12 protein-coding genes are annotated in these 12,395 nt (G+C 64.2%); 7 read left to right on the top strand and 5 right to left on the bottom strand.

Features of this window, described 5'->3' with window-relative positions:
* The 3 genes from ACXJL8_RS00875 to ACXJL8_RS00865 all read right to left on the bottom strand — a co-directional run bounded on the left by ACXJL8_RS00875 (position 1) and on the right by ACXJL8_RS00865 (position 3,762).
* Positions 1-894, bottom strand: a complete 894-nt coding sequence (locus tag ACXJL8_RS00875; protein WP_456684479.1) for a branched-chain amino acid ABC transporter permease — start codon at positions 892-894, stop codon at positions 1-3.
* Between the two features lie 118 nt (positions 895-1,012).
* Positions 1,013-2,944, bottom strand: a complete 1,932-nt coding sequence (locus ACXJL8_RS00870) for an AMP-binding protein (RefSeq protein WP_456684478.1) — start codon at positions 2,942-2,944, stop codon at positions 1,013-1,015.
* A complete protein-coding gene (locus ACXJL8_RS00865) occupies positions 2,941-3,762 on the bottom strand; it encodes an ABC transporter ATP-binding protein (protein WP_456620950.1) in 822 nt (273 codons plus the stop codon). The genes ACXJL8_RS00870 and ACXJL8_RS00865 overlap by 4 nt, the downstream gene beginning before the upstream one ends.
* Before the next feature lie 338 nt (positions 3,763-4,100).
* On the opposite strand from ACXJL8_RS00865, the gene ACXJL8_RS00860 reads away from it, so the two are divergent.
* Entirely contained in the window at positions 4,101-4,775 is a 675-nt protein-coding gene (locus ACXJL8_RS00860) for a Crp/Fnr family transcriptional regulator (RefSeq protein ID WP_456620951.1), read from the top strand.
* Positions 4,776-4,949: 174 nt separating this feature from the next.
* Here the strand turns inward: ACXJL8_RS00860 and ACXJL8_RS00855 are convergent, their stop codons facing one another.
* Positions 4,950-5,792 carry a uroporphyrinogen-III synthase gene (locus ACXJL8_RS00855; RefSeq protein ID WP_456620952.1) on the bottom strand — a complete coding sequence of 281 codons (843 nt, stop codon included), beginning with the start codon at positions 5,790-5,792 and terminating at the stop codon, positions 4,950-4,952.
* A 174-nt stretch (positions 5,793-5,966) separates the two neighbouring features.
* On the opposite strand from ACXJL8_RS00855, the gene purU reads away from it, so the two are divergent.
* Positions 5,967-6,830 (top strand): formyltetrahydrofolate deformylase, encoded by an 864-nt coding sequence (gene purU, locus ACXJL8_RS00850; protein ID WP_456620953.1) that lies wholly within the window; start codon positions 5,967-5,969, stop codon positions 6,828-6,830.
* A 118-nt stretch (positions 6,831-6,948) separates the two neighbouring features.
* On the opposite strand, the gene ACXJL8_RS00845 is transcribed toward purU, so the two are convergent.
* Positions 6,949-7,233: a hypothetical protein gene (locus ACXJL8_RS00845; RefSeq protein WP_456684477.1), complete on the bottom strand. Its 285-nt coding sequence runs from the start codon at positions 7,231-7,233 to the stop codon at positions 6,949-6,951.
* A gap of 526 nt (positions 7,234-7,759) precedes the next feature.
* Between ACXJL8_RS00845 and ACXJL8_RS00840 the strand changes: the two genes are divergently transcribed.
* From ACXJL8_RS00840 to ACXJL8_RS00820, 5 genes are all read left to right on the top strand, one after another.
* On the top strand, positions 7,760-8,950 hold the full coding sequence (locus tag ACXJL8_RS00840; RefSeq protein WP_456684476.1) for an ABC transporter substrate-binding protein: 1,191 nt from the start codon (positions 7,760-7,762) through the stop codon (positions 8,948-8,950).
* Positions 8,951-9,084: 134 nt separating this feature from the next.
* Positions 9,085-9,954, top strand: a complete 870-nt coding sequence (locus ACXJL8_RS00835) for a branched-chain amino acid ABC transporter permease (RefSeq protein ID WP_456620956.1) — start codon at positions 9,085-9,087, stop codon at positions 9,952-9,954.
* A gap of 8 nt (positions 9,955-9,962) precedes the next feature.
* On the top strand, positions 9,963-10,991 hold the full coding sequence (locus ACXJL8_RS00830) for a branched-chain amino acid ABC transporter permease (RefSeq protein WP_456620957.1): 1,029 nt from the start codon (positions 9,963-9,965) through the stop codon (positions 10,989-10,991).
* A complete protein-coding gene (locus ACXJL8_RS00825) occupies positions 10,988-11,743 on the top strand; it encodes an ABC transporter ATP-binding protein (protein ID WP_456620958.1) in 756 nt (251 codons plus the stop codon). Before ACXJL8_RS00830 ends, ACXJL8_RS00825 begins: the two co-directional genes overlap by 4 nt.
* The coding region (locus tag ACXJL8_RS00820) for a branched-chain amino acid ABC transporter ATP-binding protein (RefSeq protein WP_456684475.1) at positions 11,736-12,395 on the top strand (660 nt) is incomplete at its 3' end. The genes ACXJL8_RS00825 and ACXJL8_RS00820, both read left to right, overlap by 8 nt.

Genomic DNA, 12,395 nt, shown 5'->3' with positions numbered 1-12,395 from the left:
TCAGATCCGCTCGATGTCATGGGTGCCGAACAGGCCATACGGCTTGATCATCAGCACGATGATGAGGACGTAGAACGGTGCGATCTCGTAGAGATTGCCCCAGTGCAGATACTCGCTGTCGACATATTGCGCGATGTTCTCGAGCAGGCCGATGATGATGCCGCCGAGCACGGCGCCGCCGACGGAATCGAGCCCGCCGAGGATCGCCGCCGGAAACACCTTGATGCCGTAGGCCGCAAGGCCCGACGACACGCCGTTCACCACTGCGACCACGACGCCCGCGACCGCCGACACCGTGGCCGAGATCGCCCAGGCCATCGCGAACACGCTCTTGACGGAAATGCCGAGTGACTGGGCCACCTGCTGGTTGAACGCTGTGGCGCGCATCGCAAGACCGTATTTCGAGACGCGGAAGAACCAGGCCATGCCGATCATCATGGCGACCGACACCACGAGGCTCATGACATAGACGGTCTGGATCTGAAGTCCGAACAGGCTGACCGACTGGCTCTCGAACACGCGCGGGAACGGCTGCGGATTGACGCCGAACATCCATTTCAGCGTGGCCTGGAGCACGGTCGACAGGCCGATCGTCACCATGATCACCGAGATGATGGGTTCGCCGATCATCGGCCGCAGGATCAGGACCTGGATGGCGATGCCGAACGCGAACATGAACACCAGCGTCATCGGCATSYCGATCCAGAACGGCACCTGGTATTTCGCGAGCAGGGCCCAGCACACCCAGGCGCCGACCAGCAGCAATTCACCTTGCGCGAAGTTGACGACCTGCGTCGCCTTGTAGATCAGCACGAACGACATCGCGACTACGCCATAGAGCGTGCCGACCACGAGGCCGTTGACCAGGAGCTGGATGAGGAAGGCGGTGTTCATGTCGACTGACCCAACTCGTCATTGCCGCGCTTGACCCGGCAATCCATCAATGTGGACGGAAGCTTGTTCGGAAGAAGATGGATGCGCGGGTCAAGCCCGCGCATGACGATTACGTGTTTCACTCCGCCGCCTCCGCCAGATGTCCGGGGCCGCCCAGATCCACCACCCGCAGCGTCGTGCGCACGCGCTGCGTGGTGCCGTCCTGGAACCGGATGACGGTGTCGACCGGGATGTCGGCGTCGCCGCGGTAGATGGCGTCGATGATGCCGGCGTACTTCTCGTTGATGACGCTGCGGCGAACCTTTCGCGTACGGGTGAGCTCGCCGTCGTCGGCGTCGAGCTCCTTGTAGAGCAGCAGGAAGCGCGAGATGCGTTGTGCCGGCGGCAGCGTGGCGTTGACGGTCTCGACTTCCCTGCGGAGCAGGGCGTAGACCTCGGGACGCGAGGCCAGGTCGCTGTAGGTCGTGAACGAGAGCCGGTTCTTCTCCGCCCATTTCGAGATGATGGAGTAGCGGATGCAGATCATCGCGGCGAGCGCGTCGCGGCCCGCGCCCAGCACCACGGCTTCGGCGAYATAGGGCGAGAACTTCAGCTTGTTCTCGATGAATTGCGGCGAGAAGCGCTCGCCGCGCGAGGTCTCGGCGAGATCCTTGATGCGGTCGATGACCACGAGCTGGCGGTTCGCGTTGAAGTAACCGGCATCGCCAGAAAGCATCCAGCCGTCCCTGATGTCGGCAACGCTGGCTTCCGGGTTCTTGTAGTAGCCGAGAAACATGTTCGGATGCCGCACCACGATCTCGCCGACGCCGTGAATGTCGGCATTGTCGATGCGGATCTCGACGCTGTCGGCCATCGGCACGCCGGTGGTATCGGGATCGACCTTGCCCTCGGGATGCAGCGTGTAGGCGCCGAGCAACTCCGTCTGGCCATAGAGCGTGCGCAGCGGCACGCCCATGGCCTGGAAGAACTTGAAGGTATCGGGCCCGAGCGCCGCGCCGCCGGTCGCAGCCGAGCGCAGGCGGGTGAAGCCTAGGCGGTCGCGCAGCGCGCGGAACAGGATCGCGTCGGCATAGCCCGAGCGCTTGCCTTGTTCGAGTGCRGCGAGGCCCGTCTTCATTCCCACATCGAACAGGCGCTGCTTGAAGGGCGTCGCATCCATCACCTTGGCGCGGACGTCGGCCGCGATGGATTCCCAGACGCGTGGTGCAAACAGCACGAACGTCGGCGCGATTTCGCGCAAATCGTTCATCATGGTCTCGGGCTCTTCGACGAAGTTGATCTTCATCCGGCACAGCAGGCCTTTGCCGAGCACATAGACCTGCTCCATGATCCAGGGCAGCGGCAGCACCGAAACATATTCGTCGTCCGGCCCCTTCGGATCGAAGGCGAGATAGGTCGCGCAATGGCCGAGCACGCGGCCGGCGGCGAGCATCGCGAGTTTTGGATGCGAGGTGGTGCCCGACGTGGTGCAGAGGATCGCGACGTCCTCGCCCTTGGTGGCGTCGACAAGCCTGTCGTAAAGCTCCGGCTCGCGCGCGGCACGCGCACGGCCGAGCTCGGCGAATGTTTCCGCCGACATCAGCCGCGGATCGTCATATTTTCGCATCCCGCGCGGATCTGAATAGATGATGTGCTTCAGCCTCGGCACCCGTTCGGCCAGCACCAGCAGCTTGTCGACCTGCTCCTCGTCCTCGGCGAAGACGAGCTGCGCCTCGCCGTAATTGAGGAGGTAGGAGGCTTCCTCGTCCAGCACGTCACGATAGAGCCCGAGGCTCAATCCGCCGATCGCGTGGGCGGCGATTTCGGCCGCGACCCAGTCCGGACGGTTGTCGCCGATGATGCCGACGACGTCGCTGCGACCGAGGCCGAGCTCGACGAGGCCGAGCGCGAAATCGCGCACCCGCGTGTGGTAGTCATTCCAGGTGAACGGGCGCCACAGCCCGAGATCCTTTTCGCGCAACGCGATCTCGTTGCCGTGCTCCCTGGCATTGAGCCGGAGCATTTTGGGATAGGTATCCGCCTGCGCGACGCGGCCCGCATAGTCCATCATGCCGCGCTCTCCTGCGCCGGCGGCGCATCGTCGGGATCGACCAGCACCTCATCCTCCTCGCCGAGATAGGCGCGCCTGACATGGGGGTCGGCAAGCACCGCGGCCGGATCGCCCTCGGCGATCTTGCGGCCGAAATCGAGCACCATGACGCGGTGGGAGATGTCCATCACCACGCCCATATCGTGCTCGATCATCACCACCGTCATCCCGAACTCCTCGTTGAGGTCGACGATGTAGCGGGCCATGTCCTCTTTCTCCTCGAAATTCATGCCGGCCATCGGCTCGTCGAGGAGAATGAGGCGCGGCTCCAGCGCCATGGCGCGCGCCAGCTCCACGCGCTTGCGCAGGCCGTAGGAGAGGGTGCCGGCTTGCGCCTTTCGCACCGACTGGAGATCGAGGAAGTCGATGATTTCCTCGACCTTGCGGCGATGCTCGAGCTCCTCCTTGCGCGCGCCGGTCAGCCAGTAGAGCGAGCCCGTGAAGAAATTGTTCCTGAGGAGGTGATGGCGGCCGACCATGATGTTGTCGAGCACGCTCATGTGGTGGAATAGCGCGAGATTCTGGAAGGTGCGGCCGATGCCGAGCGAAGCGCGGGCGTTGGGCGTGAGGCCTGTGATATCGCGGCCCTGATAGAACAGCTGGCCTTCGGTCGGCTTGTAGCGGCCGGAAATACAGTTCACGATGGAGGTCTTGCCGGCGCCGTTGGGGCCGATGATCGAGAACAGCTCGCCATCCTTGATGGCGAAGCCGACATCGGTCAGCGCACGGACGCCGCCGAACCGCAGGGACACGCCGCGCACTTCAAGACTGGTAGCCACCAAACAAATCCCTCCCCGGTGATGGCGCTTTCAGTGGCGCTCTTCGTCGGTTGCTGTCGGGCGATCCTAGTACGGTCGTCCCGGTGAGGCCATGCAGCTATTGGTCTCGACCGGATCCCGCGCCACTCTCGTTCCCGGTCGGGATCAAAAGCCGCATCGCCCAAGGTGGCCCTCAATAGGGGAAAGCGCTATTTAGGAATGTCTCCCGCCTGACAATTCGGCGACAAAGTTTTTCGGGCGGCAGCGCCATCCTCTTTCGTCGGGTGGCGGCTGAAACGATCGTGTTGCAGTGCAGCAGAAGGATGGAGTGACGAAACGGTGCGGCTGGCTTCGGGATCATGATTTCAGAGGATCAACTGAAGCGCATTGCCGCCTGGTCGCGCGAGCTCACCGAGCGGGAGATCGAGGTCGCCCGCGCCGGAATCACGGAACGGTCCTACGGCACCGGTGAGACCGTCTTCATGCGCGGCGACAGGTTCGGTTATTGGGCCGGCATGGTCTTTGGCCTCGCCCGGATGGGCGGGGTCTCGCGCGACGGCAAGCAGACGAGCCTCGCGGGACTGACGGCCGGCGCCTGGTTCGGTGAGGGCAGCGTGCTGAAGAACGAGCCGCGCCGCTACGACGTGGTCGCACTTCGCGACAGCCGCATCGCGCTGATGGAGCGCTCTGCCTTCATGTGGCTGTTCGAGAACAGCGTCGGCTTCAACCGTTTCCTGGTCCGCCAGCTCAACGAGCGGCTCGGCCAGTTCATCGGCATGCTCGAGGTCAACCGCACGCTGGATGCCACGGCGCGGCTCGCCCGCAGCATCGCCTCGCTGTTCAACCCGATCCTCTATCCGGAATCGACCGCGCATCTGGAGATTACCCAGGAGGAGATCGGCGCGCTCTCGGGGATGTCGCGTCAGAACGCCAATCGCGCGCTGAACCGCCTGGAGAAGGAGGGACTGCTGCGGCTGGAGTACGGCGGCGTGACGATATTGGATATCGATCGGCTGCGCGGGTATGGGGATTAGCGACGGCTCTCTCCGTCGTCCCGGACAAGCGCAGCGAAGCGGAGCGTAGATCCGGGACCCATAACCACAGGATTGAGTTTGGCGAAGACTAGCGGTTACCAGCTTCGGGCCATGACCTCTCCCTGGGGTTWTGGGTCCCGGCCTTCGCCGGGACGACTCGGGGAGGAAGTTCGGTCAATTCGCTGCCGCCTTCGACCGCTTCTCCGCAAGCGCGCTCGCCATCGCCGAGATCAGCGGCCGCATGAAATAGGCCTCGTCGGCCGGCGAGATATCCGTCCGCAGCCCATGCGTGGCTAACTCGCCGGAAACCGCCGGACCCACCGACGCAATCAGCGTCCGCTCCAAGCCAGCGCGCAGGCGCGCCTCGCTGCCATGCGCCTTTGCGGCTTCGATCAGGCGGCGGACCTGGCCGAGATTGGTGAGCGCGATCGAATCGATCCGCCCGTCCGCCATGGCGTCGATGGCGGCGACGATGTTGGCGTCCGCCGCCTTGGCGTCGTAGACGTAGGGCAGCACGGTATCGACATCAGCACCTTGTGCGGCGAGCGCGCCGGTCAGCGCGCCGTGATCCTTGTCGGGATAGAGCTGGAGGCCGACACGGCGGCCCCTGAGATCGAGCCTTGCCAGCATCTCGATGACGCCCTCGGTGGTCGGCTTCTCCGTGGTCTGCTGTGGTTCGAGCGAGACCTCGCGCAGCGCTTTCCCAGGCTTTGGTCCGCGGGTGAATTTTCGTGCCTTGGCAAGTACCGCGACAAGAGCCTGGTCGATCCCGTGCGCGCGCGCGAGCTTCATGATTCGCCGCAGGCCTTCGCCGGTCATCAGCACGAGGTCGTCAAAGGGCTTGTCGATGGCGCGTCGGATCCAGGCCTCGACCGGGGCCGGGTCGGGCGCATCCTGGATGGTGAACATCGGGCACTGCACGACCTCGGCGCCTTGCTCGGCCAGAAGCTTCGAAAACTGCGCCTCCTCGCGCGTTTCCAGGATCAGGATACGGTAGCCGTTCAAGCGGTCGGCCATGGGCGTGCTCCGGTCAGTCAATCGCAATGGTACGTTCATCCTGACTCCGGGCTTCATGTTGAAGCAAGTCTTGGAATCAAGTCTTGGGATTGGCGCAAGGGTGGGGTCGGTGATAGAGCAGGACGCAAATCGCAGGTAGTTCCGCACCCGCTGCCCAAACCTTCATCAAGGCCCATGCCCGATCATCAATATGTCCTGACCCTGTCCTGTCCGGATCGTCCCGGCATCGTCTCGGCGGTGTCGACCTTCCTGGCTCACAACGGACAGAACATTCTCGACGCCCAGCAGTTCGACGACGTCGAGACCAAGAACTTCTTCATGCGCGTGGTGTTCACCGCGGCAGATCTCGCCGTCGAGCTTGCGGCGCTCCAGACCGGCTTCGCCGCGATCGCGGAACGTTTCGGCATGCAATGGCAGATGCGCGACCGCGCCGCGCATCGCAAGGTGATGCTGCTGGTGTCGAAATCCGACCATTGCCTGGTCGACATTCTCTATCGCTGGCGCATCGGCGAGCTGCCGATGATCCCGACCGCGATCGTCTCCAACCATCCGCGCGAGGTCTATGCCGGGCTCGATTTCGGCGGAATCCCGTTCCATCATCTGCCGATCACCAAGGAGACCAAGCGCGAGCAGGAGGCGCAGATCCTCGACCTCGTCGCCGAGACCGGCACCGATCTCGTGGTGCTCGCCCGCTACATGCAGATCCTGTCCGACGATCTCTCGGCCAAGCTCTCCGGCCGCTGCATCAACATCCACCACTCGTTCCTGCCCGGCTTCAAGGGCGCAAAACCCTATCACCAGGCCCATGAGCGTGGCGTGAAGCTGATCGGCGCCACCGCCCATTACGTTACCCGCGACCTCGACGAGGGCCCGATCGTCGACCAGGACGTCGAACGCATCAGCCACCGCGACACGCCCGAAGATCTCGTCCGCAAGGGCCGCGACATCGAGCGCCGCGTGCTCGCCCGCGCGATCCGCTACCATCTCGACGACCGCGTCATCCTCAACGGCCGCAAGACTGTGGTGTTTGTGGATTGATCCGGAGGTCATTCCGGGGCGCCTCGAAGAGGCGAACCTGGAATCTCGAGATTCTCAGGTGCGCAATTGCGCACCATGGTTCGCTGCTGACGCATCGCCCCGGAATGACGGCTATCCCTCAGCGCACTGCGCCGCTCGACGTGGTGCCCGTCGCGCCCTTCTKCGCCTGCTCTTCCTTCTCGCGATCCGCCGCCGGCAGCAGCCGCTTGCGCTCGCGCTCCTTCATGTAGGCCTCGTATTGCGGCGTGCCGACCCGCGGTGGGGCGTCGGCCGGCAGGCCGCCGGCCCATTGCGGGACGTAGTCGCCCATGCCGGCCGAGAGCTTTTCGTTGACCGTGCCGCAGCCGGACAGCCCCGCGGCGAGCGCGAGGAGGGCCAGGAGGGACCGGAAAGGCTTGGACATTGTGTGGGCGCGCGGGTTCGGTCTGGTTGGACGCCGGGTCAGGCTGGCGCCGTGAGAGTAGCCTTCAACAAGGTAAAATAGACTTATTCGAGGTAGGTATTTAATTACCGAGTTGCGGCCAGCCAAGGTCTCGCCGATGTACAAATTCTGCAAAAGAAAGACGAAATCCTCCATCCCCGCGGCCGGTCGCGTTTCTAGACTGCGGCCCGGGGCTCGCGACAAATTGGCTTGGTCGGCGAGGGGGCTTTTTCGTTGACAGGTCCATTTTATTTGTACAATCGTACAAATAGAAGCAGCCAAGGTCGCGTGCTCGGGGTCACCCCGACGTAACCGCGACATAGCTCTCCGCCGCGGAAATCGGGATGCTCGGCTTGCGCCGAATGGTCGCCAAACGTCCGATTGACAAGGGGGGCGCGAAGGACGCCATGTGACGCGCGATAGGGCTCGTGCGTGAGCTAAGGTGAAGCAAGGACCGGGCACTCGGTTCGGCGCACAAGAGGTCAGGAATGAAGGGGAGGGACATCTGATGTTCGAACGTAAGCAGCTTTCTTGTAAGTTCTCTTGGGCCGCCGCGGTGGCAGCCGTTGCCGGCCTCGTGGCCGTCGCGCCCGCCAAGGCCGAGGACACCGTCAAGGTCGGCCTGATCCTGCCGATGACGGGCGGCCAGGCCTCGACCGGCAAGCAGATCGAGAACGCGATCAAGCTCTACATGCAGCAGAAGGGCGACACCGTCGCCGGCAAGAAGGTCGAGATCATCCTCAAGGACGATGCTGCGATTCCGGACAAGACCAAGACCGCCGCGCAAGAGCTGATCGTCAACGACAAGGTCAATTTCATCGCGGGCTTCGGCGTGACGCCGGCGGCGCTCGCGGCCGCACCGCTCGCGACCCAAGCCAAGATCCCGGAAGTCGTGATGGCCGCCGGCACCTCCATCATCACCGAGCGCTCGCCCTATATCGTGCGCACCAGCTTCACGCTGGCGCAGTCCTCGACCATCATCGGCGATTGGGCGGTGAAGAACGGCATCAAGAAGGTGGCGACGCTGACCTCGGACTATGCGCCGGGCAATGACGCGCTCAACTTCTTCAAGGAGCATTTCGTCGGCGGTGGCGGCGAGGTGGTCGAAGAGGTCAAGACGCCGCTCGCCAATCCCGACTTCGCGCCGTTCCTCCAGCGCATGAAGGACGCCAAGCCCGACGCGATCTTCGTGTTCGTGCCGGCCGGCCAGGGCGGCAACTTCATGAAGCAATATGCCGAGCGCGGCCTCGACAAGGCGGGTATCAAGGTGATCGGACCGGGCGACGTCACCGACGACGATCTCCTCAATAACATGGGCGACGCCGTGCTCGGCACGGTTACCGCCCACCTCTATTCCGCGGCGCATCCCTCGCAGATGAACAAGGATTTCGTCGCGGCCTACAAGAAGGCGTACGGCACCCGTCCGGGCTTCATGGCGGTGAGCGGCTATGACGGCATCCACCTGATCTATGAAGCCTTGAAAAAGACCAATGGCGATACCGACGGCACCAAGCTGGTCGAGGCCATGAAGGGTCAGAAGTGGGAGAGCCCCCGCGGCCCGATTTCGATCGACCCCGAGACCCGCGACATCGTGCAGAACATCTACATCCGTAAGGTCGAGAAGGTCGACGGCGAGCTCTACAACGTCGAGTTCGCAACCTTCGAAGCCGTCAAGGATCTCGGCAAGACCAAGAAGTGACGCGCGAAAGCGCGTCATCCCCGAGCGCGCTTAGCGCGCATCGGGGATCTCGAAATTGCTGAAACGAGATTCCGGGTTCAGCGCTGCGCGCTGCCCCGGAATGACGAAAGACCGCCAGGATCAACCGACCCTCGATGACCTCTATCCTCACCAACCTGTTCGATGGCGTTGCCTACGGCATGCTGCTGTTCGTGCTCGCCTGCGGGCTCGCGGTCACGCTGGGGCTGATGAACTTCGTCAACCTGGCCCATGGCGCCTTCGCCATGGCCGGCGGCTATGTCTGCATGGTGCTGGTCAACCGGATGGGCTGGCCGTTCTTCGCGGCGCTGCCGCTCGCCTTCGTCTCCGCGGCAGCGATCGGCATCGCCCTCGAACGCACGCTGTACCGCCACCTCTATGCGCGCAGCCATCTCGACCAGGTGCTGTTCACGATCGGCCTGACCTTCATGTCGGTCGCCGCCGTTGACTACATCCAGGGCTCGTCGCGGGTCTTCATCAATCTGCCGGCCGCGCTCCAGGGCCAGTTCGACCTGTTCGGCGTCGGCATCGGCCGCTACCGGCTGATGATCATCGTGATCTGCGGTCTGCTCACCATTGCGCTCCAGATGGTGCTGGCCAAGACCCGTTTCGGCAGCCGCCTGCGCGCTGCCGTCGACGATCCCCGCGCCGCGAGCGGCCTCGGCATCAACGTGCCACAGGTGTTCGCCTTTACCTTCGCCTTCGGTTGCGGGCTCGCCGGCCTTGGCGGTGCGCTCAGCGCCGAGATCCTCGGGCTCGATCCGTATTTCCCGCTGAAGTTCATGATCTACTTCCTGATCGTGGTCACCGTCGGCGGCTCCTCCTCCATCACCGGCCCGTTCCTGGCCTCGCTCCTGCTCGGCATCGGCGATGTCGCCGGCAAATATTACGTGCCGAAGATGGGCCCCTTCGTGATCTACACCATGATGATCGTGATCCTGATCTGGCGCCCGAACGGCCTGTTCGGCCGCACGGCTGCGCGTTGAGTTCGCCGATGAGCGCTTCTTCCGACGTCGGTCATCACGCCCAGCGCCAGGCGCGCTGGCACTACGGCGAAGCCGCCTTCTGGCTCGTCGTGCTGGCCTGCGGCTTCGCATTTCCCACGCGCTATCTGATCATGACCGACATCCTGCGGCTGGCGCTGTTTGCGATGTCGCTCGATCTCATCCTCGGCTATGCCGGCATCGTCTCGCTCGGCCACGCCGCCTTCTTCGGCGTCGGCGCCTATGCTGCGGGGCTTCTCGCCTTGCATGGGATTATCAACGAGCCTGTGCTCGCGCTCGTGGCCGCAGGCCTCGCCGCGATGGTGCTCGGCTTCGCCACCAGCTTCCTGGTGATCCGTGGCGTTGATCTCACCCGGCTGATGGTGACGCTCGGCATTGCATTGCTGCTCGAGGCTCTCGCCGAGCGCTTCTCGAAAATCACCGGCGGCACCGACGGCCTGCAAGGCATCGAGATGCAGCCGATCTTCGGGGAAATCCCGTTCGACATGTTCGGCAAGACCGGCTTCTTCTATTCGCTGGCCGTGCTGTTCCTGCTGTTCCTGTTCGCTCGCCGCGTGGTGCATTCGCCGTTCGGACTGTCGTTGCGCGCGATCAAGAACAATCCGCTGCGGGCGGCCGCGATCGGCATCCCGGTCAATCGCCGCCTGATCGCGATCTACACGCTTGCGGCCTTTTATGCGGGTATTGCCGGCGCACTCTTCACCCAGACCACGGCGATCGCCTCGCTCGACGTGTTCGCCTTTGAACGCTCAGCCGACCTGATGCTGGTGCTGGTGATCGGCGGCACCGGCTATCTCTATGGCGGACTGGTCGGCGCTGTGATCTTCCGCATGCTCCAGGAATTGTTCTCCACCATCACCCCGCAATACTGGCAGTTCTGGATCGGCCTGGTGCTGGTCGTGATCGTGCTGGTCGGCCGCCAGCGCCTGCATCGCTGGGTGCTGTACGTGCCGAACCTCGTGATCAAGCAGTTTGCCGGGCGCAAGGCCGTCGTCGCCGTGCCGGAGAGCGACGCATGACCATCGCGCTCGAAACCCAAAACCTCGAAAAGCAGTTCGGCGGCCTTCGCGTCACCCGCGACCTGTCCCTGAAGATCGAACAGGGCGCCCGCCACGCGCTGATCGGCCCGAACGGCGCCGGCAAGACCACGGTGATCAACCAGCTCACCGGCGTGCTGAAGCCGAACTCGGGCCGCATCCTGCTCGAAGGACAGGACATCACCGACCTTGCCGTGCACAAGCGCGTGCTGCGCGGCCTGTCGCGCACCTTCCAGATCAATCAGCTCTATCCCGACCTGACCCCGCTCGAGACCATCGGTCTCGCCGTCTCCGAGCGCCTCGGCCATGGCGGCGAGTGGTGGCGGCGGATGGGCACGCGTAGCGATGTCAATGGCGAGATCGCCGATCTGCTGACGCGCTTCCATCTGCTCGACGTCATGAACGAGCAGACGGTGACGCTGCCTTACGGCAAGCAGCGCCTGCTCGAGATCGCGGTCGCGATCGCGGCCAAGCCGCGCGTGCTGCTGCTCGACGAACCCGCCGCCGGCGTGCCCGAAAGCGAGCGCCACGATATTCTCGCGGTCGTAGGCAGCCTGCCGCGCGACGTCACCGTGCTGCTGATCGAGCACGACATGGACCTCGTCTTCTCCTTCGCCGACCGCATCTCGGTGCTGGTCTCGGGCGCGCTGCTCACCGAAGGCCCGCCCGAGCAGGTCGCGCGCGACCCGCAGGTCAAGGCCGTCTATCTCGGCGAGGAGGCGGTCAATGTCTGACCTGCTCGCGATCGAATCCCTGCGCGCCGGCTATGGCGAGGCAGTCGTGCTGCCGAACATGTCCCTGCGTCTCGCCGAGGGGCAGGTGCTGGCGCTGCTCGGGCGCAACGGCACTGGCAAGACCACGCTGATCAACTCCATCGTCGGGGTCACTCGCCGCTTCTCCGGCTCGGTCGCGCTCGGCGGCACCGACGTCACGGCCTTGCGGCCCGACCAGCGGGCGCGCGCCGGCATCGGCTGGGTGCCGCAGGAGCGCAACATCTTTCGCTCCCTGACGGTCGAGGAGAACATGACGGCGGTGGCCCAGCCTGGCCCCTGGACGGTCGAAAGGGTCTACGAGATGTTCCCGCGGCTGAAGGAGCGGCGGGGCAATTTTGGCAACCAGCTCTCCGGCGGCGAGCAGCAGATGCTGGCGATCGGCCGCGCGCTGACCCTCAACCCGAAGGTCCTGCTGCTGGACGAGCCGACCGAGGGGCTTGCCCCCATCATCGTCGAGGAGCTCCTGAAGGCGATCGGCACGATCACCCGGGCGGGCGGCATCTGCTCGATCATCGTCGAGCAGAACGCGCAAAAGATTCTGGGGCTCGCCGACCGTGTTGTGATATTGGAGCGCGGAACGATCGTCCACGACGCCCCGAGCGCCGCGCTGAAG

Source organism: Bradyrhizobium sp. P5_C11_2, assembly GCF_054049755.1.
This window is presented reverse-complemented; position numbering and strand designations above follow the sequence as displayed.

Bases quoted from the DNA above. Each gene is read 5' to 3' on its own strand.
- ACXJL8_RS00860 (WP_456620951.1), top strand. From the start codon at position 4,101: ATGATTTCAGAGGATCAACTGAAGCGCATTGCCGCCTGGTCGCGCGAG.
- ACXJL8_RS00855 (WP_456620952.1), bottom strand. From the start codon at position 5,792: ATGGCCGACCGCTTGAACGGCTACCGTATCCTGATCCTGGAAACGCGC.
- purU (WP_456620953.1), top strand. From the start codon at position 5,967: ATGCCCGATCATCAATATGTCCTGACCCTGTCCTGTCCGGATCGTCCC.
- ACXJL8_RS00840 (WP_456684476.1), top strand. From the start codon at position 7,760: ATGTTCGAACGTAAGCAGCTTTCTTGTAAGTTCTCTTGGGCCGCCGCG.
- ACXJL8_RS00835 (WP_456620956.1), top strand. From the start codon at position 9,085: ATGACCTCTATCCTCACCAACCTGTTCGATGGCGTTGCCTACGGCATG.
- ACXJL8_RS00830 (WP_456620957.1), top strand. From the start codon at position 9,963: ATGAGCGCTTCTTCCGACGTCGGTCATCACGCCCAGCGCCAGGCGCGC.
- ACXJL8_RS00825 (WP_456620958.1), top strand. From the start codon at position 10,988: ATGACCATCGCGCTCGAAACCCAAAACCTCGAAAAGCAGTTCGGCGGC.